Origin of the sequence: Listeria marthii, assembly GCF_014227425.1 — a bacterium.
In the GTDB taxonomy this organism is placed as follows: domain Bacteria; phylum Bacillota; class Bacilli; order Lactobacillales; family Listeriaceae; genus Listeria; species Listeria marthii.
This window is the reverse complement of record NZ_JAASWB010000002.1, coordinates 1-24,362: the sequence shown is the minus strand read 5'-3', so window position 1 is coordinate 24,362 and position 24,362 is coordinate 1. Positions and strand designations below refer to the sequence as shown.

Annotated in this window: 27 protein-coding genes and 1 tRNA gene; 25 read left to right on the top strand and 3 right to left on the bottom strand. The window is 37.3% G+C overall.

What is annotated here, in order from left to right; all coding sequences use genetic code 11:
- The first annotated feature begins 89 nt into the window (after positions 1-89).
- Positions 90-764 carry a uracil-DNA glycosylase gene (locus HCJ55_RS02805; RefSeq protein ID WP_185516957.1) on the top strand — a complete coding sequence of 225 codons (675 nt, stop codon included), beginning with the start codon at positions 90-92 and terminating at the stop codon, positions 762-764.
- 37 nt (positions 765-801) lie between these two features.
- Here HCJ55_RS02805 and rnhC read toward each other — a convergent pair whose 3' ends face one another.
- Positions 802-1,728, bottom strand: coding sequence for a ribonuclease HIII (gene rnhC, locus HCJ55_RS02800; protein WP_185517352.1), 927 nt, complete (start codon positions 1,726-1,728; stop codon positions 802-804).
- Positions 1,729-1,881: 153 nt separating this feature from the next.
- On the opposite strand from rnhC, the gene zapA reads away from it, so the two are divergent.
- The 7 genes from zapA to HCJ55_RS02765 all read left to right on the top strand — a co-directional run bounded on the left by zapA (position 1,882) and on the right by HCJ55_RS02765 (position 10,555).
- Positions 1,882-2,148, top strand: coding sequence for a cell division protein ZapA (zapA, locus tag HCJ55_RS02795; RefSeq protein ID WP_008947586.1), 267 nt, complete (start codon positions 1,882-1,884; stop codon positions 2,146-2,148).
- The gene (locus HCJ55_RS02790) at positions 2,145-2,687 is read left to right on the top strand and encodes a CvpA family protein (protein ID WP_008947587.1); all 543 of its coding nucleotides are present in this window, start codon (positions 2,145-2,147) and stop codon (positions 2,685-2,687) included. Before zapA ends, HCJ55_RS02790 begins: the two co-directional genes overlap by 4 nt.
- Positions 2,688-2,778: 91 nt before the next feature.
- Positions 2,779-4,491 carry a DNA polymerase/3'-5' exonuclease PolX gene (gene polX / locus HCJ55_RS02785; RefSeq protein ID WP_185516955.1) on the top strand — a complete coding sequence of 571 codons (1,713 nt, stop codon included), beginning with the start codon at positions 2,779-2,781 and terminating at the stop codon, positions 4,489-4,491.
- A 22-nt stretch (positions 4,492-4,513) separates the two neighbouring features.
- The gene (locus HCJ55_RS02780) at positions 4,514-6,871 is read left to right on the top strand and encodes an endonuclease MutS2 (RefSeq protein ID WP_185516953.1); all 2,358 of its coding nucleotides are present in this window, start codon (positions 4,514-4,516) and stop codon (positions 6,869-6,871) included.
- Positions 6,872-6,951: 80 nt separating this feature from the next.
- Entirely contained in the window at positions 6,952-7,263 is a 312-nt protein-coding gene (gene trxA, locus HCJ55_RS02775) for a thioredoxin (protein ID WP_008947590.1), read from the top strand.
- A 75-nt stretch (positions 7,264-7,338) separates the two neighbouring features.
- Positions 7,339-9,150, top strand: coding sequence for an excinuclease ABC subunit UvrC (gene uvrC, locus HCJ55_RS02770; RefSeq protein ID WP_185480045.1), 1,812 nt, complete (start codon positions 7,339-7,341; stop codon positions 9,148-9,150).
- 190 nt (positions 9,151-9,340) lie between these two features.
- Entirely contained in the window at positions 9,341-10,555 is a 1,215-nt protein-coding gene (locus HCJ55_RS02765; RefSeq protein ID WP_185516951.1) for an aspartate kinase, read from the top strand.
- A 57-nt stretch (positions 10,556-10,612) separates the two neighbouring features.
- On the opposite strand, the gene HCJ55_RS02760 is transcribed toward HCJ55_RS02765, so the two are convergent.
- Positions 10,613-11,107, bottom strand: a complete 495-nt coding sequence (locus HCJ55_RS02760) for a YslB family protein (RefSeq protein ID WP_185502650.1) — start codon at positions 11,105-11,107, stop codon at positions 10,613-10,615.
- A gap of 148 nt (positions 11,108-11,255) precedes the next feature.
- Between HCJ55_RS02760 and racE the strand changes: the two genes are divergently transcribed.
- The 5 genes from racE (at position 11,256) to HCJ55_RS02735 (ending at position 14,175) form a co-directional block, all read left to right on the top strand.
- On the top strand, positions 11,256-12,056 hold the full coding sequence (gene racE, locus HCJ55_RS02755; RefSeq protein WP_008947595.1) for a glutamate racemase: 801 nt from the start codon (positions 11,256-11,258) through the stop codon (positions 12,054-12,056).
- Positions 12,057-12,068: 12 nt separating this feature from the next.
- A complete protein-coding gene (gene rph, locus HCJ55_RS02750; RefSeq protein WP_008947596.1) occupies positions 12,069-12,815 on the top strand; it encodes a ribonuclease PH in 747 nt (248 codons plus the stop codon).
- A gap of 3 nt (positions 12,816-12,818) precedes the next feature.
- Positions 12,819-13,430, top strand: a complete 612-nt coding sequence (locus HCJ55_RS02745) for an XTP/dITP diphosphatase (RefSeq protein WP_185391201.1) — start codon at positions 12,819-12,821, stop codon at positions 13,428-13,430.
- 36 nt (positions 13,431-13,466) lie between these two features.
- Positions 13,467-13,991, top strand: a complete 525-nt coding sequence (locus HCJ55_RS02740) for a metallophosphoesterase (RefSeq protein ID WP_008947599.1) — start codon at positions 13,467-13,469, stop codon at positions 13,989-13,991.
- A 110-nt stretch (positions 13,992-14,101) separates the two neighbouring features.
- A tRNA-Arg gene (locus tag HCJ55_RS02735) sits at positions 14,102-14,175 on the top strand.
- Between the two features lie 396 nt (positions 14,176-14,571).
- On the opposite strand, the gene HCJ55_RS02730 is transcribed toward HCJ55_RS02735, so the two are convergent.
- Entirely contained in the window at positions 14,572-15,012 is a 441-nt protein-coding gene (locus tag HCJ55_RS02730; RefSeq protein WP_185503648.1) for an ankyrin repeat domain-containing protein, read from the bottom strand.
- Between the two features lie 444 nt (positions 15,013-15,456).
- Here HCJ55_RS02730 and HCJ55_RS02725 point away from each other — a divergent pair, with 444 nt between their 5' ends.
- The 12 genes from HCJ55_RS02725 to HCJ55_RS02670 all read left to right on the top strand — a co-directional run.
- Complete coding sequence (locus HCJ55_RS02725) at positions 15,457-17,604, top strand: MSCRAMM family protein (protein WP_185516949.1); 2,148 nt, start codon at positions 15,457-15,459, stop codon at positions 17,602-17,604.
- Positions 17,605-17,969: 365 nt separating this feature from the next.
- A complete protein-coding gene (locus HCJ55_RS02720) occupies positions 17,970-18,389 on the top strand; it encodes an RNA polymerase sigma factor (RefSeq protein WP_185503646.1) in 420 nt (139 codons plus the stop codon).
- 2 nt (positions 18,390-18,391) lie between these two features.
- Positions 18,392-18,634: a helix-turn-helix domain-containing protein gene (locus HCJ55_RS02715; RefSeq protein ID WP_185516947.1), complete on the top strand. Its 243-nt coding sequence runs from the start codon at positions 18,392-18,394 to the stop codon at positions 18,632-18,634.
- A gap of 323 nt (positions 18,635-18,957) precedes the next feature.
- Positions 18,958-19,326 carry a hypothetical protein gene (locus HCJ55_RS02710; protein ID WP_185503645.1) on the top strand — a complete coding sequence of 123 codons (369 nt, stop codon included), beginning with the start codon at positions 18,958-18,960 and terminating at the stop codon, positions 19,324-19,326.
- Positions 19,327-19,532: 206 nt separating this feature from the next.
- Entirely contained in the window at positions 19,533-19,988 is a 456-nt protein-coding gene (locus HCJ55_RS02705; protein WP_185516945.1) for an SUKH-3 domain-containing protein, read from the top strand.
- A gap of 431 nt (positions 19,989-20,419) precedes the next feature.
- Positions 20,420-20,791 (top strand): DUF4176 domain-containing protein, encoded by a 372-nt coding sequence (locus tag HCJ55_RS02700; protein ID WP_185516942.1) that lies wholly within the window; start codon positions 20,420-20,422, stop codon positions 20,789-20,791.
- Positions 20,781-21,212, top strand: coding sequence for a hypothetical protein (locus tag HCJ55_RS02695; RefSeq protein ID WP_185398710.1), 432 nt, complete (start codon positions 20,781-20,783; stop codon positions 21,210-21,212). The genes HCJ55_RS02700 and HCJ55_RS02695 overlap by 11 nt, the downstream gene beginning before the upstream one ends.
- A gap of 29 nt (positions 21,213-21,241) precedes the next feature.
- Positions 21,242-21,544: a hypothetical protein gene (locus HCJ55_RS02690; RefSeq protein WP_185516940.1), complete on the top strand. Its 303-nt coding sequence runs from the start codon at positions 21,242-21,244 to the stop codon at positions 21,542-21,544.
- Positions 21,545-21,964: a hypothetical protein gene (locus tag HCJ55_RS02685; protein ID WP_185516938.1), complete on the top strand. Its 420-nt coding sequence runs from the start codon at positions 21,545-21,547 to the stop codon at positions 21,962-21,964.
- Positions 21,965-21,969: 5 nt separating this feature from the next.
- Positions 21,970-22,956: a hypothetical protein gene (locus HCJ55_RS02680; RefSeq protein WP_185516936.1), complete on the top strand. Its 987-nt coding sequence runs from the start codon at positions 21,970-21,972 to the stop codon at positions 22,954-22,956.
- Between the two features lie 51 nt (positions 22,957-23,007).
- Positions 23,008-23,370: an Imm51 family immunity protein gene (locus HCJ55_RS02675; protein WP_185516934.1), complete on the top strand. Its 363-nt coding sequence runs from the start codon at positions 23,008-23,010 to the stop codon at positions 23,368-23,370.
- Positions 23,371-23,730: 360 nt separating this feature from the next.
- The coding region (locus HCJ55_RS02670) for a leucine-rich repeat domain-containing protein (RefSeq protein WP_323680852.1) at positions 23,731-24,362 on the top strand (632 nt) is incomplete at its 3' end.

Genomic DNA, 24,362 nt, shown 5'->3' with positions numbered 1-24,362 from the left:
AACAAACCGCATTCCTTTTTAAAAGGAGTGCGGTTTTTAGTTTAATTTGCTAAGATGTAGGGAGAGACGAATGAAGGAGGCAGATACAGATGATAAAACTCGAAAATGACTGGGATGAGTTATTAAAAGATGAGTTTAACCAACCTTATTATTTAAAACTTCGCCAGTTCCTAAAAAATGAATACCAAACAAAAAAAGTATTTCCGGATATGTATGACATTTTTAACGCATTAAAGCACACCGCTTATAAAGACGTAAAAGTAGTGATACTCGGCCAAGACCCATACCACGGACCAGGCCAAGCACACGGACTCTCTTTTTCCGTCCAAAAAGGTGTACAAATCCCGCCATCATTACAAAATATTTATTTGGAACTACATAATGACTTGAATTGTGAAATCCCAAACAATGGCTATCTGATACCGTGGGCAGACCAAGGTGTATTGCTATTAAACACCGTACTAACTGTTCGCGCAGGCCAAGCTAATTCTCACCGCGGGCAAGGCTGGGAAATGCTAACGAACCGCATTATCGAAATGATTAACGAGAAAGAGGAGCCAGTTGTCTTTTTACTTTGGGGCAATAATGCAAAAGAAAAGTTGCAACTATTAACTAACCCGAACCACATTGCTTTCACATCCGTTCATCCTAGCCCACTTTCCGCATCACGTGGATTCATGGGCTGCCAACATTTTTCCAAAGCGAACCAATTTTTAGAACAAAACGGCGCAACCCCGATTGATTGGCAAATTCCTTCTATATAAATAAAAACGCCTCGTCAACAAAAGACGAGGCGTTTTCTCATTTTTTAGCAATTTTCAAAGCTTTTTCTGTATTAGCAAAATGTTGTTTTGTATATTTAGCTAATGTTTCCATTCCAAATCGTTCGATGATTTCTGCCGCCACAGTATCAACATGAGGTCCGGCACCTTTAGGAAGGGGAATACCAACTTCCTTCGACATCGCATCAAACGCTTGAACAAATTTATAACGAGCAATAATCGAAGCCGCCGCCACCGAAAGATGCAACCCTTCCGCTTTGGTTGCAAAAAAGACATCCTCACGAACAATGCTAGGCTCTTTTGCCAAATAACGATAGTACGTATTTTTTTCAGCAAATTGGTCAATTAAAATCGCTTCTGGTTTTACTGGTGCTAGTTTTTTCAAGACATTTTCAATTGCTCGATTATGTAATAAAGCTTTCATTTGACCTTGATTCATGCCTCTTTGTTGTAATTCGTTATATTTCGGATTCGGACAAAGTAGCACACTATGCGGCACAATTGGCATGATTTTTTCAGCGATTCGGCAAATTTCTGGATCTTTCATGGCTTTGGAATCCTTGACCCCCAACTCTTTTAAAAGTGGCATCATTTCCGCGTCCACATAAGCTGCGCAAACAGTAATGGGACCAAAAAAGTCACCCGTGCCGACTTCATCGGAACCAACAACATTTTTTGATGCGAAGTTTGCTGGAAGAACGCCTTTAGAAACACTTGGCGCTTTCGTTTTAGCTTCTGGAAGGGCCGCAACCCATTTTTTCGCTTCGGCTTCTCCGTTTACTCCTTGGAACATCACTTTGCGCGATTTATAACCAGTAATAGAGACACCAGGTTTTTTAGCTGCGAAAACGGCTCCTGGTGGGAGTTTTGGATTGGAAAAAGGGAGATATGTTTGTTTCATTTTTTCAAGTGTTGGTTGATTGACAACGATAACTGTATTTGCGATAAGGCATCATCCTTTCAAAGTTCTATTGTAACATACTACGACGAAAGACTGAATATCGGTCAAACAGGTGGTTGACTCTTTTCTTTCGGGCTTTTTCGTGATAAGATTATGACAAGTAGCGGCCTAAATGAATTTGGGCGAGGAGGAATTTACGTGGCAAATGAGAGAAATAGAGTAGTGACCACAATTTATGGTAGAGAATATACAATTGTTGGCATAGAAACAACAGACCACTTACGAAAAGTAGCTCGCGAAGTCGATGAAAAAATGCACGAAATCGGCTCTCAAAATCATGCGCTTGATAGCGGAAGGCTCGCTGTACTGACAGCTGTGAATGCAACTCACGATTATTTAAAACTAGAACAAAAATATCTAGAGTTGGAACAAGAACTGGCTCGTATCAAAGGAAGAGATCAATGATTTTAAATGCGATTATTTTAATTTTGCTTGTTTGTGGCTTTTTTGCAGGTTTCAGAACAGGCTTAATCAAACAACTTATATTGTTACTAGGTTATATTTTGGCATTTTTTATCTCGTATACATATTACGAAGATTTAGCGCCCCATTTAACCTTTATACCTTATCCAGGTAGTGATACTTCAGATGGATTATCTATTATTTTACAGGAATTACGAACAGAAACAGCTTATTATAATGTCTTAGGATTTGCGATTATTTTTATTGTGGCAATCATTGTCGTTCACATGCTTGCATCTCTTGTTGGTGGCTTAACAAAAATACCTGTTTTGCGCCAAATTAATGGATTAGTAGCAGCTGTTTTTGGCGTTATTAAGTCTTATTTACTTATTTTTATTGTATTGTTTATCATGGCAATTTATCCGGCGAATTGGTCAGAAAATCTGATTGACAGCTCTACAGTTGCTCAGTGGATGCTCGAGAACACGCCAATTTTGTCCGAACAATTTTATGACTGGATGACAGACATTCTGCCAAAATAAAAGAAACATTCGATACCAGATGTACACTCTTAGCCAATTTTGGATAGGACTACGCTGGTATTTTTTTAATGACCGAACGGGAGGAATAACGATGGCTACTAATAAAAAAGAAATTATTCGTTTACTGGAAGAAATTGCCATTTATATGGAATTAAAAGGAGAAAATAGCTTTAAAATATCGGCTTTCCGGAAAGCAGCTCAAGCAATTGAATTAGATAGTAGAAGTCTATCCGAAATTGAGGATTTCACGAAAATTAGCGGTATTGGTAAAACAACCGGCGAAATTATTCAACGTTATTTAGATAGCGGCGAATGTCCAGAACTCGTCGAGCTAAAAAAAGAAGTACCCGCTGGCCTTGTTCCACTTTTAGACGTGCCGGGGCTTGGTGGTAAGAAATTATCACGACTTTATCATGAGCTAGGTGTGGTGGATAAAGATTCGTTACTTCAAGAAGCGGAAAATGGCAACATCGAAGCGTTAAAAGGGTTTGGTAAAAAGTCTGCTGAGAAAATGGCAGAAGCTGTGCGCGAAATGGGTGAACGACCTGATCGCTATCCGCTCAACGACGTTTTACCAATCATTGATAAAGTAGAAGCTTATTTAGCTAAAATTGCTGCAATCGAAACGTTTGCGCAAGCCGGGAGTTTACGGAGATTGCGGGAAACGGTGAAAGATCTTGATTATGTCATCGCGACCGAAAAGCCAGAAGAAGTGCAAAAAGCATTGCTGGATTTTCCGCTAATTACAGATGTCATTGGGGCCGGTGAAACAAAAGTATCGGCAGTTTTAGAAGACAATATTACTATCTCGGTGGATTTTCGCCTAGTAGAAAAGAAAGCTTTCGCAACGACACTACACCATTTTACCGGGTCCAAAGATCACAATATCAAAATGCGCCAGTTAGCTAAACAATCGAATGAAAAAATAAGTGAATACGGGGTGGAGCAGGAAGACGGAAGCATGCGCCATTTCGACTCAGAAAAAGCCTTTTTTGCACATTTTGACATTCCATTTTTACCACCAGAAGTTCGCCGTGATGGTACAGAAATTGAGCGTGTAACGAAGGAAACGAAATTCCTTGAATTAAGTGATATTCGCGGTGATTTACACATGCATACAACTTGGTCAGACGGCGCTTACGCGATTCCAGAAATGATTGAAGCATGTATCGCAAAAGGATATGAGTACATGGTAATTACTGATCATGGGAAATTTTTACGTGTAGCAAATGGATTGGATGAGAAAAGACTGCTGGAACAACAAGCCGAAATCAAAAAAATAGCTGCAAACTACCCAGAAATCGACGTCTATTCAGGCGTTGAAATGGATATTTTAGCAGATGGTTCGCTTGATTTTGATGACGAAACGCTGAAACAGTTGGATTTTGTTATTGCATCGATTCATTCCAGTTTCCAACAATCTGAAGAAGAAATCATGAAACGACTAAAAACAGCGTGCGAAAATCCTTACGTTCGCTTGATTGCTCATCCAACAGGTAGAATTGTCGTGAAAAGAAAGCCATATCATGTTAATATGAAAGAACTAATCAAACTAGCGAAAAATACCGGAACTGCACTAGAACTAAACGCCAATCCACAGCGCCTTGATTTAAACCGAGCGCATCTAGAAATGGCTCATGCAGCAGGTGTTCCAATTGCAATCAATACAGATGCGCACGACACGAAACATCTTGATTTCATGTCTATCGGAGTTCGCGCAGCAACGAAAGCTTGGCTAGACAAGTCCGCGATTCTAAATACGAAAACAGCGGCTGAATTTAAACAATTTTTACAGAATAAATAACTTTTAAAAAGAAGGATGACCAATGGAAAAAAAAGTAGAAGCCATTTTAGAATTTGATAAAATAAAAAAACAACTCACAGAATTTGCTTCTTCTTCACTAGGGGAGCAAGCGATTTTGGAACTCGCTCCAGCGACAGATTTTCAAGTCGTGCAAAAAGCGCAACTCGAAACAGAAGAAGGAGCCAAAATTATTCGTTTACGGGGAAGTGCGCCGATTACTGGTTTGACAGATGTTTTTGCACATTTGAAACGCCTAGAGATTGGTGGCGATTTAAACGGGCTTGAAATCTACCAAATCGGTAGCAACTTGCGCGTAAGCCGTCAAATGAAAAACTTTATGAACGATTTACTCGAAATTGGTGTCGAAATACCACTTCTCGGCGCGCTTTCGGATGAACTTTTAGTATTAAAAGAAGTCGAGGAGGATATTGCGATTTCCGTTGATGAAAGCGGGAAAGTATTAGATACTGCGAGTGAAGCACTTAGTACAATTCGACGTACACTCCGCCGCACGGAAGACCGCGTACGGGAAAAATTAGAATCTTATTTGCGCGATCGCAATGCTTCGAAAATGTTAAGCGATGCCGTTATTACGATTCGAAATGATCGCTACGTTATCCCTGTTAAACAAGAATATAAAGGGCATTATGGTGGTATCGTTCATGACCAATCCGCATCTGGTCAAACACTTTTCATTGAGCCACAAAGCGTAGTAGATTTAAATAACGAACGAAAAGCGCTTCAAGCTAAAGAAAAACAAGAAATCGAACGTATTCTTGCGGAAATTTCGGCATCACTTGCTGGTTGGATTAATGAAATTCATCATAATACCTTTATTCTTGGCCGCTTTGATTTTATTTTCGCCAAAGCGCGTTTCGGGAAAGCGATGAAAGCCGTAACGCCGCATCTTAGTGATACAGGAGTAGTGCATTTAATTGCCGCGAGACATCCGCTTTTAGATGCAACTAAAGTCGTTGCTAATGATATTTATTTAGGTGAAGATTTTACGACGATTGTAATTACTGGTCCAAATACAGGTGGTAAAACAATTACGCTGAAAACATTGGGATTACTAACTTTAATGGCACAATCAGGCTTACAAATTCCAGCACAGGAAGATTCCACGATTGCTGTTTTTGAACATGTATTTGCCGATATTGGTGACGAACAATCTATTGAACAAAGCTTGAGTACCTTCTCGTCCCATATGACGAATATCGTGTCCATTTTAGAAAGAGTAAACCATAAATCTCTAATTTTATACGATGAACTTGGGGCTGGGACAGATCCGCAAGAAGGTGCGGCACTAGCGATTGCAATACTTGATGCCAGCCATGCAAAAGGTGCAAGTGTTGTCGCAACGACCCATTACCCCGAACTAAAAGCATATGGATACAACCGCGTTCACGCAACGAATGCATCGGTTGAATTCAATGTTGAAACGCTTAGCCCGACTTATAAACTACTAATCGGCGTTCCCGGACGAAGTAACGCTTTCGATATTTCGCGCCGTCTAGGATTAAACGAAAGTATCATCACCGAAGCAAGAAGCCTTGTCGATACCGAAAGCGCCGATTTAAATGATATGATTTCCAGCCTAGAAGAAAAACGTAACTTAGCGGAAACAGAATATGAAGAAGCACATGAACTAGCTCGCGGTGCCGAGGCTCTTTTAAAAGATTTACAAAAAGAAATTACCAATTACTACCAACAAAAAGATAAATTAATCGAACAAGCGAGTGAAAAAGCAGCTACCATCGTGGAAAAAGCCGAAGCAGAAGCCGAAGAAATCATCCACGAATTGCGCACAATGCAATTAAACGGAGCAGCCGGCATCAAAGAACACGAACTGATTGACGCCAAAACAAGACTTGGGAAAGCCAAACCAAAAACAATCAACAAAACCATTCCTCAAGCGCCAAAACAAAAACCACACGTTTTCAAAAATGGCGACAATGTTCGCGTCTTATCACTCGGCCAAAAAGGGACACTTTTAAGCAAAATTAACGATAAAGAATGGAACGTCCAAATCGGCATCATCAAAATGAAAATCAAAACCACCGATCTCGAATATATCCAACCAGAAAAACCGAAGAAACAACGCATTATTACATCGGTTCATAGCAGCGGCTCACCGGCTAAAAGCGAACTTGATTTGCGCGGCGAACGCTACGAAGATGCACTGCAAAAAGTCGACAAATACCTCGATGAAGCATTGCTCGCAGGCTATCCACAAGTAGCCATTATTCACGGTAAAGGAACCGGCGCACTTAGAACCGGTGTTACAGAATATCTGAAAAATCATCGCATGGTCAAATCAATCCGTTTTGGTGCAGCAGCAGAAGGCGGGAACGGTGTAACAATCGTCGAATTTAAGTAAACAACTGAGCAAAAATATGGCTCGGAATAGGCGTAAATGCTATACTGTGTGTACAAAAGTCATAAGGAGTGAATTAAATCATGGTAAAAGAAATTACAGATGCAACATTTGAACAAGAAACTAGCGAAGGCTTAGTATTAACAGATTTCTGGGCAACATGGTGTGGTCCTTGCCGCATGGTGGCTCCAGTTTTAGAAGAAATACAAGAAGAACGCGGCGAAGCACTTAAAATCGTCAAAATGGACGTAGATGAAAACCCAGAAACACCAGGAAGCTTTGGCGTTATGAGTATTCCAACACTTCTTATCAAAAAAGACGGCGAAGTAGTAGATACAATTATCGGCTACCGTCCAAAAGAAGAACTGGATGAAGTCATCAACAAATACGTTTAAAATTATGCTAAAATGAAAGAAGCTTAGAATGTTTGTTCTAGGCTTCTTTTTAAATGTGTAACTGGAGTTGATAAAATGTCTTCTGAACATATCCAAAATAAACTAGCGCTTCTGCCGGACCAACCCGGTTGTTACTTGATGAAAGACCGACAAGGAACCATTATTTATGTTGGGAAAGCAAAAATTTTAAAAAATCGTGTACGTTCGTATTTTTCAGGAACGCACGATAGTAAAACGCAACGCTTAGTCCAAGAAATTGTGGATTTTGAATATATCGTCACATCATCCAACGTAGAAGCTTTACTACTAGAAATCAATTTAATTAAAAAGCACGATCCACGTTTTAATATTCGCCTAAAGGACGATAAAACCTATCCGTTTATTAAAATTACGAACGAACGACATCCGCGCCTAATTATTACCCGCCAAGTAAAAAAAGACAAAGGGAAATATTTCGGACCGTATCCAAATGTCTACGCTGCCAACGAAGTAAAACGGATTTTAGATCGCCTATACCCGTTACGAAAATGCAGCACGTTACCAAATAAAGTCTGTTTATACTATCACCTCGGACAATGCCTTGCCCCGTGCGTATTTGACGTGGAAGCAAGTAAGTATAAAGAAATGCAAGATGAGATAGTCGCATTCCTAAACGGCGGCTATAAAACCGTTAAAAATGATTTAATGAAAAAAATGCAAGATGCTGCAGAAAATATGGAATTCGAAAAAGCCGGAGAATTCCGCGACCAAATCAACGCCATCGAAACTACCATGGAAAAACAAAAAATGACGATGAACGATTTTGTTGACCGCGATGTCTTTGGTTACGCCATTGATAAAGGCTGGATGTGCGTCCAAGTATTCTTCATTCGCCAAGGTAAACTGATTGAGCGCGACGTTTCCCAGTTTCCATTTTATAACGATGCCGACGAAGATTTCCTTACTTTCATTGGTCAATTTTACCAAAAAGCCAACCATATTCCGCCGCAAGAAATTTATTTACCGAATGATGTTGATAGCGAGGCGGTGCAAGCAGTCGTTCCCGATACAAAAATCATCGTTCCACAACGCGGGAATAAGAAAGATCTCGTAAAACTTGCTTATAAAAATGCCAAAATTGCTCTAAACGAAAAATTCATGCTACTTGAACGCAATGAAGAGCGCACAGTCGGCGCAGTAGAACGACTTGGAGAAGCAATGGGAATCCCAACTCCATCACGCGTGGAAGCCTTCGATAACTCCAATATTCACGGTACAGACCCAGTTTCCGCGATGGTCACATTCCTTGACGGCAAACCAAGTAAAAACGATTACCGCAAATACAAAATTAAAACCGTAGAAGGCCCAGACGACTACGCAACAATGCGCGAAGTCATTCGCCGTCGCTACTGGCGCGTCCTCAAAGAAGGACTACCAATGCCCGACTTAATATTAATTGATGGCGGTAAAGGACAAATCGACAGCGCCAAAGACGTCTTAACGAATGAACTTGGCTTAGATATCCCAGTAGCCGGACTAGCAAAAGATGACAAACACCGAACTAGCCAATTGTTATTCGGCGATCCATTAGAAATCATCCCGCTCGAAAGAAACAGCCAAGAATTCTATTTACTACAACGAATGCAAGATGAAGTCCACCGTTTCGCGATCACATTCCACCGCCAACTACGCAGCAAAACCGGCTTCCAGTCCATACTTGACGGCATCCCAGGCGTAGGACCCGGTCGCAAGAAAAAGTTACTTAAACACTTCGGCTCGATGAAAAAATTAAAAGAAGCATCTATAGAAGAAATTAAAGAAGCAGGCGTCCCTTTGAATGTTGCTGAGGAAGTGCATAAACACATTACAGCATTCAATGAAAAGGCGAAGAATACGGAGCAAAAATGATTTTCCACAAGATTATAAACGCCAATGACTTTGATGTTATTGGCGTTTTATTACGTAAAAATTGTTACATATATGAACTAACACGTCAGATAAAATAGCTTTTGTATATAATAAACTTCCCTTCAACACATAAATGCGCTAAAATAAAACCATTGATAAAAAAAGAACTAAAAGGCAGGGGGGAACGAGATTGGGACTAGTCGTATTAAAATTTGGCGGAACTTCTGTGAGTACCGTGGATAAAATCGGAAAAACAGCAGATCAAGCCATTTATGAAAAAAAACAAGGGAATAAAGTCATCGTCGTCGTTTCCGCAATGGGGAAATCAACCGACAAATTAGTCGCAATGGCTGAGGAAATTAGCGAGGCACCGGACAAACGCGAAATGGATATGCTACTTTCTACTGGCGAACAAATCACGATTGCGCTACTTGCGATGACATTAAAAGAAAAAGGGCACGATGCAATTTCTTATACAGGATGGCAAGCGGGAATTGAAACAGAAGCTGTACATAGCAATGCGAGAATTGCCGATATTGATAGCGCGCGTATTGAAGCGGCACTTGATGCGGGACAAATCGTGGTTGTTGCTGGTTTCCAAGGTTTAACTACAGACGGTGAGATTACTACACTCGGTCGGGGTGGTTCAGACACAACCGCAGTCGCCATCGCATCCGCTCTTAAAGCAGACAAGTGCGCGATTTGCACGGACGTTGTTGGGGTATTCACAACCGACCCACGCTACGTCAAAAAAGCCCAAAAACTAGAACAAATCACTTATGATGAAATGCTAGAATTAGCCAATCTTGGCGCTGGTGTTTTACATCCGCGCTCCGTTGAATATGCCAAAAATTTCCGGATCCCGCTTGAAGTACGAGCGAGTCACGAACAAGAACCAGGAACAATGATCGAGGAGGATTTAACAATGGAAAATACCAAAGTAGTCCGTGGAATCGCTTTTGAAGACCAAATCACCCGTGTAACTATCCACTGGAAACAAAAAGAAGCGATGCGTGTGTCCAAAGTCTTTACAAAATTAGCGGAAAATAATATTGATGTAGATATTATCATCCAAGGAATTACTGGCCTAGGTCACGGCAACCTATCCTTCACTATCAAAACAAGCGCACTTTTATCAACACTGGCTGTTTTAGAAGAAAGTAAAGAACTGCTGCAAATCGAAAAACTAGAATCCGAGCAAGAACTGGCGAAAGTTTCGATTGTTGGCTCTGGAATGGTAAGTAATCCCGGGGTAGCCGCGCAAATGTTTGAAGCATTAACAGAAAATAATATTCCAATTAAAATGATTAGTACATCTGAAATCAAAGTTTCCACCGTTGTACCTGCACGTAAAATGGTCGAAGCCGCACAAGTTTTACATGATCAATTTGAATTAGATAAATAAAAAATAAGCTTGCAGTCACAAAGTAAATTCTTCCTTTGTCGCCGCAAGCTTATCCTTTTAGTAGCGTTCTTCGTTATCAATCGTTTCTTTACGATCCCATTTAACAATTATCGTTACTTGTTTTTTTCGTTTGTCAATTTCGTCGTAACTTTCTGTGTACAGTTTTTTCTGTGATTGCAATTGTTCGGCAATAAAACCAGCTTCTAGTCTGAAAGTAGGTTCTTCTTGCGCGTTAAAACGAGCGGCAACCATTTCGCCTTCTAAAAGTAAGCGTAGTTCATCTTTCTTTTCCTTTAAAATACTGAATCCACCCCAAGATGCTTCTTCAAAGAATTCGGCAATCTCTTCTAGGGAACCAAGTGGAAATTTGCGTGCTAAATCTTTTCCTGCCCAGTACATAATGTGAGGCGCTTCATCTCCAAGTATTTCAGGAATTAAATAATCTCGTAGTAAATCTAAACCAAAGCTTGGAACGAGTGCTTTTTCCTCGTATTGATTCTGTTCTTTTTCTGTCATTTCGGATACCCCACTTTCATACACCATTATAACCAAAATCACCCTAAAATGGAAAGCACAATAAATAAATTTCCATAAAAAACCTTTTTTCTCAAAAAAGACTTGCGAAAAAACCGAAAAAATAAGAAAATGGAAGGTATAGATAAAAAAATTTGGAAATTAATAAAGAAATTGAGGCGAGACTGTGAAACAAGCTATTGGCTTTATTGATTCGGGAGTAGGCGGTTTGACAGTAGTGCGAGAAGTGCTAAAACAGCTACCCCATGAACAAGTATATTATTTAGGTGATACCGCACGTTGCCCCTATGGACCACGCGACAAAGAAGAAGTAGCTAGATTTACTTGGGAAATGACCAATTTTCTAGTAGATCGTGGCATCAAAATGCTCGTTATTGCATGTAATACGGCAACAGCAGCAGCTTTGTATGACATTCGCGAAAAACTGGATATCCCTGTTATAGGCGTTATCCAACCAGGTTCAAGAGCAGCCCTAAAAGCAACAAGAAACAATAAAATTGGCGTACTAGGAACACTTGGTACCGTCGAAAGTATGGCATACCCAACAGCACTGAAAGGACTAAATCGCCGAGTTGAAGTAGATTCACTCGCATGTCCAAAATTTGTATCTGTCGTAGAATCAGGCGAATATAAGAGTGCAATTGCAAAAAAAGTAGTAGCCGAATCACTTTTACCACTGAAAAGTACTAATATTGATACGGTGATTTTGGGTTGTACACATTATCCACTTTTAAAACCAATTATCGAGAACTTCATGGGAGACGGTGTTGCCGTTATTAACTCCGGAGAAGAAACTGCAAGTGAAGTCAGCGCCTTACTGGATTATCATAATTTATTAGATGCTACAGATGAAGAAATCGAGCACCGTTTTTTCACTACGGGTTCGACACAAATTTTTAAAGATATTGCAAAAGACTGGTTAAATATGCCAGATATGACTGTAGAACATATTAAATTAGGAAAATAAGAGGTGCCCATAATGAGATTTGATGGAAGAGAAAGCAACGCATTAAGAAATATCGAAGTAACACCAGATTATTTAATGCATCCAGAAGGTTCTGTTTTAATTGCATCAGGAAACACAAAAGTTATTTGTTCAGCAAGCGTGGAAACAAAAGTACCACCATTTATGCGAGGAGAAGGCCGCGGCTGGATTTCTGCTGAATATTCGATGTTACCACGTGCAACAAACACACGTAACATCCGCGAATCATCTAAAGGCAAAGTAACCGGCAGAACAATGGAAATTCAACGTTTAATCGGGCGTGCGCTCCGTGCAGTTGTTGATTTGGACGCACTTGGCGAAAGAACTATTTGGCTTGATTGTGACGTTATCCAAGCAGATGGCGGCACACGTACAGCGTCTATCACTGGCGCATTTATCGCAATGGTTATGGCGATTGCCAAACTAGACGAAGAAACGCCATTTACTAAATTTCCGGTTAAAGATTTCCTAGCAGCAACAAGCGTGGGCGTTTTAGAAGAGGGCGGCACCGTGCTTGACCTGAACTACGTAGAAGATAGCGCAGCGCAAGTAGATATGAATATAATTATGACTGGTAGCGGCGCTTTCGTGGAACTTCAAGGAACAGGCGAAGAAGCTACTTTTTCCGAAGCCGAACTTGCTGAACTGATTGCACTAGGTAAAAAAGGAATTAGCGAACTAATCGAAATCCAAAAAGAAACACTCGGAGAAAAAGTCACAGCGCGGATTAAAGGAGAATAAAAAATGAGTAAAATTATTATTGCCACCGCAAATAAAGGAAAAGCAAAAGAATTCGAAAAAATCTTCGCTAAATTCAATATCGAAGTTGCAACTCTAGCAGATTTTCCAGAAATTGGCGAAATCGAAGAAACTGGCACAACATTCGCTGAAAATGCTGCTCTTAAAGCTGAAACGGTCGCTAGCTTGTTAAACCAAACAGTTATTGCTGATGATTCTGGTTTGATCGTAGACGCGCTTGACGGAGCTCCTGGCGTCTATTCCGCACGCTATGCAGGTGTTGCCCATGATGATGCTAAAAATAACGAAAAACTACTTAAAAATTTAGAAGGCGTTGAACCAGCCAAAAGAACCGCTCGTTTCCACTGTACACTTGCTGTAGCCACACCTTCTGAGAAAACATCTTTTTACACAGGTGAAGTAGAAGGTGTTATCGCAGAACAACTTTGTGGAACAAATGGCTTCGGTTACGACCCACTATTTTTCTTACCAGATTTTGGTCTTACAATGGCAGAAATTCCAGCAGAGAAAAAGAACGAAATCAGCCACCGTGCAAATGCTATTAAACAACTAGAAAAAGATTTAACAGAAGTAGTAGAAAAAGTAACCAAAAAGTGAGAAAATAAGTAACAGTATCACGGGGGAGGAAACAAAATGAAATTATTAGTAGTTAGCGACAGCCACTCAGAACGTGACTGTTTAATACATCTTAAAGAAAAATACGAAAATACAGTCGATGCGATGATTCATTGTGGGGATTCTGAATTAGAAGCTGACGATCCTGCGATTCAGGGATTTCATACTGTTCGAGGCAACTGTGATTTTGGTGGCGGCTTCCCAAATGATTGGGTAGGAGAAGTAGACGGCTACCGCATTTTAACCACACACGGACATCTGTATAACATCAAGATGACACTCATGAATTTACGATATCGTGCACGTGAACTAAACGCAGATTTCGCCTTTTTCGGTCATTCCCATGAACTAGGCGCAGAGATGCTGGACGACACCATCATTTTAAACCCAGGAAGCATCTCCTTACCAAGAGGCCGCATCCGTATTAAAACCTATGCACTCATCGATTCCACACCAGAAGGCATTCAAGTACGCTTCATGGACCGGGACGACAACGAACTAACAGACCTAACCCAAACATTCCCGTTAATCAAGCATAACTAGGTCAAAAGGCACCCGAAAAAGAAAAAATGCAATAACTTAAAGAAAACCATTGACAAACAAGCGATTTAAACATAAAATGGTATTTGGCTGTTGAAAAGACAGTGCCATTTGTCCTGATAGCTCAGCTGGATAGAGCAACGGCCTTCTAAGCCGTCGGTCGGGGGTTCGAATCCCTCTCAGGACGTTAAAATAAGTAAATCAAATAAATCTCTGAAACGTTGGAAATCCTTGATATTAAAGGGTGGATGAACGGTTTGGAGATTTTTTTGTTTAATGATTTTCCCCTTATTTTTGGAAGGAAATTAGAGATTCTATCTTCATTCAAGTTTCTAGTTTTTACTAACATACGTATAATTTCATAGTTGTACTAGGATCAGCATGACATACATGTGCAGAAGCATATATAATACGCCCATATTTATTGTGATAGTTATCATAACCAAAATCGAATTCAACAAAAATTAGGCTACAAATCACCGATAGAATATCGGCAATCCATAGCCTAATCAATTGCTTTTTTTACTGTCTCGTTTTAAGGATTCAGTTCCCATATAGATATTAACTTTTTTCATTTAGCTTCCTATTCATCAGACAATAAGTCTTCAGGAGATATTTGGTACTTATTTTGCTTTGTTACATCAGCCCCGTGTTCCAATAAAACAGCTATGGATTTAGCTTCTTTAGGTAACTGCATTGCCGCACGCCATAATGCTGTATTCCCATTATTGTCTTCTGCATCAACAATCGCTCCCTTTGAAATCAAGTACTCAACTATTTCAGTATAGTCATGCATTGCAGCTAGATGCAATGCAGTCATTCCGTTTTTATCCTGTAAATTCAAATTACTACCTTTTTCAATTAAATATTCGATAATGCTCATTTTTCTTTCTACGACTGCTGACATTAACAAAGAACGATTGTCCCTGTCCACACTATCTATGCCATATTTAGTTAGAAAATCGTCAACTTTAGAAAAGTTATTGCTTAGTAACACTGGATATAACTCATTTTCATTAAACATATGTTGCACCTCTTTGGATTATTTTTTTCTCTGTTGTTGGTTCCCTTGTATGAGTTTTCATAACCAATTTATACATATCAAATCTCTCGAATATTACTCATTATCTTATACTATACCAATTATTTTGCAATTTTAGTAGGCTTTCTATTTTTTCAATAAATGTATAGATATCTTGATTCTTTTTTCCATTAACATAACAAAATGAAACTCATTTAAAAAGCGTACTTAATAGTATGCTTTTTTTATTTTTATGACCCAAAAGAAAATTCTAATTGTAGTAGTTATGCAGGCTATAAAAAAGTTTGCATTCGTTCTTTGACAACTAAATAAGAGCACGTCGAAATACAATGAAATTTTTAACCAGCAAGAAAAATGTAAGCACTTCTGCTACGGGTGAAATTAACAGAAGTAAATTGACTAAAAACAAAAGGGAGAAACAGACAAATGAACAGTCAAAAAAGGAAGGAAAAGAAAGTAAAAATAATCGCAATGGCGCTAGTAGTTATGATATTAGCAAATCTATTTCAACCGTTCAATGGGATAGCGGCTGCGCTTCGACTCGATGAAACAGGTTATTTTTACACAGGAATTAGCTTTACAAATGGGCAGAAATTAGAAAACAAAGATATTTGGAACATGAAGATGGATGGTAAAGATGTCTTTTGTATCGATTCTGCCGCGCCCGCAAATACAGAGGATGGCTATAGTGCGGAAACATATATGGGTAGTAAAAAAGACTTGTTATCTAAAGTTGCTTACTATGGTTTTACTCAATCTGAACAAAGTTATAAAGATTTTGCGACCACACAATTAGTTATTTGGGAAGTGCTCGGTGAACAATTAGAGTGGACATCATTACCTAACTACTGGACGGATAGAGATACAATTTTAGCGCAGGTAAGGAAGCACGACACACAGCCATCGTGGGACGCGCAGACAATTACATTGATTGAAGGCCAAGAGTTTGTGCAGGGCGATACGAGCAATGTTACAGACATGCTGAATATCACAAATAATGCGACGGGAATCCAGGTTACGAAAACTGGAAATACACTCAAATTAAAAGCAGATAAGAATTCTAAATCAGGAGAAATTATGTTTTCTAAAGTGCCAGATTCTGCTTTAGGAACATCGATTGTTTATAACAAAGCAGACCGCCAAAGTCTGGTAGATTTTCATTTACAAGATACTGGGAAAGCAAAACTAAAAGTGAACGTAAAAAAACTCGGCGGCGTGCGAGTGAAAAAAATAGATCCAAAAACAAATCAACCATTACCAAACACAACCATTAAATTTGAATACAGCGGCACATCTAAAACAGTCGTAACAAATGCAACTGGCATAGCTGAACTTGTTGGGATTCCAGAAGGGACGCAAGTAAAAGTTACCGAAATAGCAGCTCCAGCAGGCTACCATAATAGTGGAGAAGTTAAAACAACCACTATTAAGCCAAGTGAAACAATAGAACTTATTTTTAATAATAATAAGCAAATGGGAACTGTTAAATTAACGAAAACCGGTCAAGAATTTGGCGCAAGTATGCCTAATGATAATTACACTCTAAAAGAAGCTGTATACGGGATTTATAACAGCAGTGATGCACGAGTAGGAGAATTAACTACAGATGAAAAAGGCTACGCAGAATCTGGTTCACTTTCATTAGGACAATATTATCTGCTAGAGGAAAAAGCACCTGCTGGCTATCTTTTAAGTGATGAAAAGTTATCTTTTGAAATCAAATATGCAGGACAAAATGTTGCGATTACAAACACACAAGTACAAGCGGTGGATGTGGAGCAAAAAGGTTCTGCTAAACTAATTAAAGAAGATGCTGAAACAGGCGAAATAGCCCAAGGAAATGCCGTTTTAGATGGAGCTGTTTATGAATTATATCGTTCCTCAGATGATATGTTAATGGATACAGTCACGATTGAAGATGGTCAAGCGCAAACAGATAATTTATTATTAGATAGCTATTACTGGCTAGAAAAAGAAGCGCCGACTGGTTACTTGTTGGATAGTGAGAAGTATCCTTTTGATTTGACTTATAACCAAGAAGCGGAAGTGGCTGATGTAACTGTCACTGTAAAAGAACAAGTCATCAAAGAAAAAATCAAAGTAATCAAATGCGACGAGCTAACAAAAGAACCTATCAAGAATAATGCTGCTACTTTTAAATTAAAAGATTTACAGACAGGTGAGTTTATAGAACAAGATGGCAAATCAGAATTTATGACCGACCAGTCGGGAGAATTTGAAACAGCAGATTTACCATTTGGCGAGTATGAATTGACGGAGATTATTGCCCCGAATAATTATCAATTGATGAATGAACCGATAAAAATAACTATTGATGGGACACATGAGGGCATCGTTGAAGTAAAAATCATGAATACCGAAATACCTAAACCGCTGCCGAAGAAATCAACACGAGATAAGGTAGACCCAGAAATAAAAATGGCAGAAACTAGACCATTACCACTGCTAGGAGATAATGACGGTATTGCTTTATTATTTATTGGTCTAGGACTTGTAGTAACTGGACTAGCAATATATTGGAGCAAAAGAAATAACGACAAACGTAAAAAATAAAATGAGCAGCATGGAAAACAAACAATAAATCTAATAAGAAAAGAAGCCTGAGTTATTAGGCTTCTTTCTTTTTTTGCAAAAATTATATGGTATGCTACTCATTTCCAGTACTTGCTGCTAAATAGTTTCAGTGTTACTACAAAAATAAATATATTTTTAGCAATAAAGCAAAAAAATATTTTATAATTTTTATAGAGAGGAGAAGCAAAGATAGTAATTTTGGAATTTAAAATGCAGATTTTTACTTTTTTTAAACATTTTTTCAAGATTACTGTCCCAAAAATAGAATTTAGTTGTAATAGTGATGTAGGGGAAGGATACCCTTGCAATTTTTACATGGGGCGATAGAAACAGGAGGTGAGTAGATGCATCTACAAGCGCATAAAAAACATAAACAGCATGCCTTTGATAGCTATTGTAAAAAAATATTGAGGAATGAGACGAGAAATATCTACAAAGAGATTGAACGGTTAAAAAAATATGAAGTATCAATGGAGAGCTTGTCAGAAAAAGAATTAGGTAAACAGGTCATTTATGAAAGTAATATGACTAGGGAATTTCTATTCTTCGTCGAAAATGTAGGTATGGTAATAGTAACGGGAGAAATAATCGCAGAAGCTATTAAATTATTACCAAAAGAAAAGCAAGCTATCATATTACTTTCCTATATTCTCGGTATGTCTGATAGGAAAATTGCAGAAGAGCTGAACTTAGTCAGACGTACGGTATCACGCAGGAGAAACAGTACACTAGCGGAATTAAAAAAGATAATGGAGGAAGACTAGAAATGAATGAAACAACGCAGAGAAAAAATAGACTAGTACCTTACGAAACAATAGTTGCTGCATCAGAGGGAGATATAGAAGCAGTTGGAGCAGTTTTAGATCACTATGCGAGTTATATTACAACGTTATCTACAAGAGTATTATTTGATGAATATGGAAATCCACACGTTTGCGTTGATGAAGACTTACGGCGCAGAATCGAAGCAAAATTAGTTTCGAAATTGCTGCTGTTTAATGCTTCGTGATGCAAATCTATTATATATTAAAAATAAGGACGAGAATTATTTAAAGAAAATAAAAGAACTACTAGCGGGAACGAGATGTATTGCTAGTAGTTTTTTTACGTGGATTTTGATACCAGAAGAATCGACGTGCATTTAATTTCAACGTTCTTCAAAAGGAGTGAATCAGCCCAGAGTTGGCTTAACTTAATTGGTGGAAGTTAGCGGGTATAAATCATATTTAGGTATTAAAAAAACCTTTACAAACAATAAATTCCATTTGTTTACTAAAGATACAGTAACAAGTTTGTGAAAATATTGCTAGCTTTAACAAAGGATGAAAGTAAATGCAAAGAAAAATAGCAGAAATTAATCAGTTAGTTAGAAATGGCCGCTTATGGTTTGACCTTGATATTTCATCATTTAATGGTCATGAACTCGAAATTATTGGCGGGATTGATCTTAGTTATTTTTATGAAATAGAAATTAAATTTAGCAATGTTTGTTTTTTGTCAGGATATACTTCCTCACATATAGACACTTCAGAAGATTTTCTTTTTGTGCACGAAGATAGTTACGAAAGTTCGCGGATGAATCTTCCTAAATTCAGAGATAATTCATTTCTATTTGAATTTAAAACAGATGATTTAGATGGCTTACCTTTTTTAGTTATGGCCGAGAACATCGAATATAAGTATGAGCGAGTAAATCTATAAAACTTATTGTAGGAAACCTTAAACGTTTGAAAATTGTATTTTTGAAGACACGAAGTTTTCTAGAACAAATATATCCGGCAGTACATTTGTGAACACAAGACCTTCAGACGCTCAAATCGCCAAGTGTTCTTCTACTGATAACTTAAAATTTTTATAAGGCATAAGAGCTTAAATCACGAAAACCAATTCTTTGAGCGGATGAACAGATGAACTATACATTTAATGAACAGGTAACCAAAATATTACGAAAAAATGGCTGGTATCCCGATAGATTTATAAATATTAATAACTATCGCCGTATTCTAGAGGAGAAAAACTATTACTTGAATCAAGGTGCGGAGAAGTTTTTTAATAATCTAGGTGGGCTAATAATAACGCATGAAGCTTACTCTGATATTAATGATACGGATGTTTCGGAGTTTAATCCTATGAAACCTGCAGCATGGCTAGATCCAAAGTGGGTAAAAGAATGTTATGAGGATATCATTAAAGAAAAGTTATGCCCAGTTGGAGTTGGATTTTCAGAGCATATGGTCTTTTTCGTTTCTGAATCCGGTGGTTTTTATGGTGGCTATGATGACTATTTTTGCTTGATAGGTGACAGTGTGGAGAGTGGGTTGTTGAACTTATTTAATGATCATAATTTTATTAGTTTGAATTAGTGACGATGGATATTGGAGCTGTATACTGTAGTTGTTTTTAGGCGAGTTTATGTATAAGTGAACATTTGAAATTTAGTACTAAAAACTTTACGATTATACCCTATTAACAATTGCTGTTTTGAAGTGACTGTTTTTAGTGAAAAATAAATAATAAAAGCTTGTCTTTAATATGGTTCAAAACGAATCCTAAAGGCGAGCTTTTTATACATATACTATATTAAAAAACACAATAAAATAAATTGTAAGAGAATAGATAATTTAGGTTTTAAAATACTGTTTCCATTCTTTTTAGGGAGGAAATCATATTATTTATACACATAATCTTTTATTAAATATATTATTTGATAAATCCTTTGGCACTTGTGAAAATATTTGAAATATTATATATTAAATATATAGAAAAACAAAATTTATTACTGGAGGAAAACAACATGAATGAAGACAAAAGAAATGAGAAAAATTTAGCAATTGGAAGCGTTATCTATTTAAAAGACACGCTAAAAAAGGTAATGATTATTAGTAAAAAAATGGTTAGAGAATTCGACGGGGAACCAGTATATATTGATTATACAGGCTGTTTATATCCAGAAGGCTTAATTACAAATGATATTTTAGTATTTAATCAAGAGGATATTTCCGCTATTATTTTTAAAGGCTATGAAGATGAAGATGAAATAGAGTTAGCTAAAAGAATGGCTACATGGGAAAATAAAGCTAGTGTAAAAAAATTGTCGAAAGAAGAATTTCGATTAAAAATAAAAGAAGAAAGTCAAAAAAAAGCAGGTAAAAAGTATGAATTATGATCAAAGAATTGAGAAATTACAAAAGTTTTTTTCGCAAATAGGAAAGTCTCAAAATGAAATCATTGATCTGCATGATACATTTTCATCAGCAATTGATATGTGTAATGGGTGGACAGATAGCAAGGGAGAAGCTAGCTCAGATGAGTTAAGAAAACGGATTGTTTATATTTCTTCATTCTATAGAAATACGTATTTAGATTTGTATTATGAAATTCAAAAACGTATTAGTTATATAAAACAACTAAAGGCAGATGGGATATCTCGGTATTGCTACTTAGCTTATGCAACAACTAAAATTGAATATGATGAGGCGAGAATAACCATAGTCAATTTAGATATTGATGAATCTGTTCGAAATGAACTGATAAAGAAATTAAATTTATATTATGGAGCTTATGATCGATCGTTTGCTGGGTATTAATAGACAAATATATGTGAAGAGGTGAATAAATGGGAGTTATATTAAAAATAGACAGATGGTCATATAAAACAAATAGAGAGATGATAGAAGAACAGGTCAATCTAGTTCGAGATAAAAATGACGATGTTTTAAGACGATTGCAGGAAGTTGACAACCAATTAAGCGGTCAAGCAGCTGAAGCATTTACGAGTAGCGTATTGGCAATGGTGCTTAAAACAGAAAAACATCTGTTAAGCATTGAAGAGGGATTAAAAACGTTTGGAGAATACCTAGATGAGATTAGAGAGATAGAAACAACAGTTCAAAATAATATAGACGGGATAGGATTATAAATGGGTGAAATTAGTTTTTCTAAAGATAGTGAAAAAATCATTTCAGAAGCACTGCTTGCAAATATAACGGAGGTAGAAAAACTTGCTGAAGTAATTAGAACATCTATACTAGATTTACAAGAAGGTTTTGATTTTAATATCCATGGCGCGTTAGCAAGACGTTTTGACAATGAAGAAGAGGGACTAAAAGCGATAGCTGCAGATGTTATATCTGCTAATATGGATAAATTACAACTATTTGCAGATACATTTGAAGAGGTGGATATTCAGATGGCCAATCAAATTGACCAAGTTTTCTTATCTACTTCGGATACCGTTTTTTCTGCTGACAGTCAAACAAGATATGATGGTGCAGCAGGAACAAGAACAAATGGTTTTACTCAAACAGCAGGTAAATCATATCAAAGAAAAGAGGCATAAACCATATGTTGGGAGATAAATTAGAAATTAGATTTGAAGAAGTTACAAGCAGTTATCATAAGCTAAATCACCACGTGGGAATGCTTATGAATGAAATACAAGTTGTTCAAAATATTCTATTGGATTCAGATATTGCACAAGTTGATTGGTCCAATATGCCTTGTGATGATTTAGTTTCTATGGGAAATACTTCCCGCGAGAAATTGGGAAGATATAATGAAGGATTGCATCAGTATACTAATTTAAACTCAAGTCCTATTGCCTTGTTCTATATTTTAACGCAAGAGAACTACAAGAAAAAATTAACAAGTGCATATAATATGGAAACCGAAGAATATAAACAAAACCAATTACATTTGAATATTGAAGTAGGAAAACGTTTTGGATTTTCTTTTGATAACAATGGTAATTTAGTAGAAAGTCAAACTACATCTGGGGACTTCAATTGGGATGGACTGCAAGATAATTTAAATGAAACTTTAGAAACAGGGATTGATACAGGTATAACGAGGTATTTATTTAATTCATTCGAATTACATAGTAAAGACTATTCGACTGAAATGGAAGAGATTTATTCAGGATTCGAAAATATATATTCTGCTCTAGAAGCTGCAGGAGAACTTAGTAATATAGAATTAGGGGAATTAGGAACTGTTTTAACATCTTTAGTTGAAGCAGGTCAGTTTGGAATGGACGTTTACAATATTTATCAAGAAGATTACAATCAGACTAGGGCAATCTTTGGAATATTTACCATTAAATATAAAATACTAGTTAATATCGGATTTGATATTTATGCTATGGCTATCTATATAGCTAGTCGCGGTACGTCAGACTATTTTACTCTTTCTCTAGCAGCTGATGAAAATGCAGAGTTTGTAAACGGACTTATTGATTGGGGAGTTGCTCAAACTCCAAAAATCTTTGATACAATTTATGATTGGGGCGTTGATTTACGCAACTTATTTGGAGTATATGAAGAAGGCTGGTAAGTAATGCTCTAAAAATACACAACAAATCTACACTAAAGGAGCCAACACTTCATGGAAAAATACGTATCAATAGTAAAAATCGAAAACAATCTTTCCGTGTGCTTTTACAGTAGCACAGAGAAAGTAGTTACAATTGCGAAGAAAATGAATGAAATTAACGAAGATGCTTATATGCATGGTTATAATTGGGAAGCATTTTTGAACTATTATTTAGCTAAGCATGCACCAGATGTTTTAGAAGGAATGGGCTCTGATCCGGAAGCGGGGATGTATGTGGCATATTACACGCTATCGCCTGAAACAGAAGCTCGAGCAGAAAAACTTGTCCAAATAATTACGAATCTCATTGAAAACGAAGAACTACTTTATCAAACAGTTAAAAATGAAGGCAATCAGATTGATTGGGATAATTAATCGGAAACTTTAATATACAATATGGAGAACGCTATAACCGTTTCAATTACAATGGTTATAGCGTTTTTTATGAGGAATAATGCCGTATAGGATTTTTGGTTGTTTGTGAGAGAGTGATTTTTTAAAATACCAATAAGTCTAAAAATATCACCGATTTCGAAAAAAATGTGAATAATGTGTGAACCGGAATGCCGCAAAATGGAAAAAATCCCCATACTGTGTTCAAATGGAAGGCTTAGTGTTGCTATAATTAGTACTTATTGAGGCGAAATGAAACCAAACATCAAATAGTGAACGCAGCTAATTCTTTAAGATAATCACTATTACAATAAAATACCTCAACATCTAAGGAGATTAATCATGAAAAGAAAGATAAGTTCTATCATTGTAGTCGGGATATTGCTCTTTCAATCATTAAGTGCGTATCCATTTATCACTGAAGCCAAAGAAAATGAACAGAATATAGAAACAAATACACCTTCAAAAGAAGCGAAGGAATTAACTAATTCTTTAAAACAAACCAAGACAACACTTGAGACTGGTGACACCTATGCAAGTGTATTTCCTGATAGTGCTTTAGCTAAAGTTATTGCCAAAGCTGCAACGGGATCAGAGGACACAACGCAACTAGTAACACAAGAAGACTTGAATAAAATTACATCTCTCAGTGCAAATAGCAAAGGAATTAGCGAATTGACAGGAATAGATTTGCTGGGAAATGTCACAAGTATAAGCTTAAATAGCAATCAAATAACAGATATTTCTCCAATAAATCAATTACCTAATTTAGTAAGTCTGGCGTTAAAGAATAATCAAATTAACAACATTACCTTAAATGCACAAAGCCAGTTACCGAAAATAACGAGCATTGATCTTGAAACGAATCCCAATCTGGAAGTTATGGATATCCAAGACCAACCCAAATTAGTAGACGTAAAGACTTCTTCAAATACAGGATTACGTCAGTTAACAACGGTGATTGCTAAAAATAA

Coding starts and splice junctions, on each gene's coding strand:
- HCJ55_RS02805 (WP_185516957.1), top strand. CDS start 90: ATGATAAAACTCGAAAATGACTGGGATGAGTTATTAAAAGATGAGTTT.
- HCJ55_RS02790 (WP_008947587.1), top strand. CDS start 2,145: ATGATTTTAAATGCGATTATTTTAATTTTGCTTGTTTGTGGCTTTTTT.
- polX (WP_185516955.1), top strand. CDS start 2,779: ATGGCTACTAATAAAAAAGAAATTATTCGTTTACTGGAAGAAATTGCC.
- HCJ55_RS02780 (WP_185516953.1), top strand. CDS start 4,514: ATGGAAAAAAAAGTAGAAGCCATTTTAGAATTTGATAAAATAAAAAAA.
- trxA (WP_008947590.1), top strand. CDS start 6,952: ATGGTAAAAGAAATTACAGATGCAACATTTGAACAAGAAACTAGCGAA.
- uvrC (WP_185480045.1), top strand. CDS start 7,339: ATGTCTTCTGAACATATCCAAAATAAACTAGCGCTTCTGCCGGACCAA.
- rph (WP_008947596.1), top strand. CDS start 12,069: ATGAGATTTGATGGAAGAGAAAGCAACGCATTAAGAAATATCGAAGTA.
- HCJ55_RS02745 (WP_185391201.1), top strand. CDS start 12,819: ATGAGTAAAATTATTATTGCCACCGCAAATAAAGGAAAAGCAAAAGAA.
- HCJ55_RS02740 (WP_008947599.1), top strand. CDS start 13,467: ATGAAATTATTAGTAGTTAGCGACAGCCACTCAGAACGTGACTGTTTA.
- HCJ55_RS02730 (WP_185503648.1), bottom strand. CDS start 15,012: ATGTTTAATGAAAATGAGTTATATCCAGTGTTACTAAGCAATAACTTT.
- HCJ55_RS02725 (WP_185516949.1), top strand. CDS start 15,457: ATGAACAGTCAAAAAAGGAAGGAAAAGAAAGTAAAAATAATCGCAATG.
- HCJ55_RS02720 (WP_185503646.1), top strand. CDS start 17,970: ATGCATCTACAAGCGCATAAAAAACATAAACAGCATGCCTTTGATAGC.
- HCJ55_RS02715 (WP_185516947.1), top strand. CDS start 18,392: ATGAATGAAACAACGCAGAGAAAAAATAGACTAGTACCTTACGAAACA.
- HCJ55_RS02710 (WP_185503645.1), top strand. CDS start 18,958: ATGCAAAGAAAAATAGCAGAAATTAATCAGTTAGTTAGAAATGGCCGC.
- HCJ55_RS02705 (WP_185516945.1), top strand. CDS start 19,533: ATGAACTATACATTTAATGAACAGGTAACCAAAATATTACGAAAAAAT.
- HCJ55_RS02700 (WP_185516942.1), top strand. CDS start 20,420: ATGAATGAAGACAAAAGAAATGAGAAAAATTTAGCAATTGGAAGCGTT.
- HCJ55_RS02695 (WP_185398710.1), top strand. CDS start 20,781: ATGAATTATGATCAAAGAATTGAGAAATTACAAAAGTTTTTTTCGCAA.
- HCJ55_RS02690 (WP_185516940.1), top strand. CDS start 21,242: ATGGGAGTTATATTAAAAATAGACAGATGGTCATATAAAACAAATAGA.
- HCJ55_RS02685 (WP_185516938.1), top strand. CDS start 21,545: ATGGGTGAAATTAGTTTTTCTAAAGATAGTGAAAAAATCATTTCAGAA.
- HCJ55_RS02680 (WP_185516936.1), top strand. CDS start 21,970: ATGTTGGGAGATAAATTAGAAATTAGATTTGAAGAAGTTACAAGCAGT.
- HCJ55_RS02675 (WP_185516934.1), top strand. CDS start 23,008: ATGGAAAAATACGTATCAATAGTAAAAATCGAAAACAATCTTTCCGTG.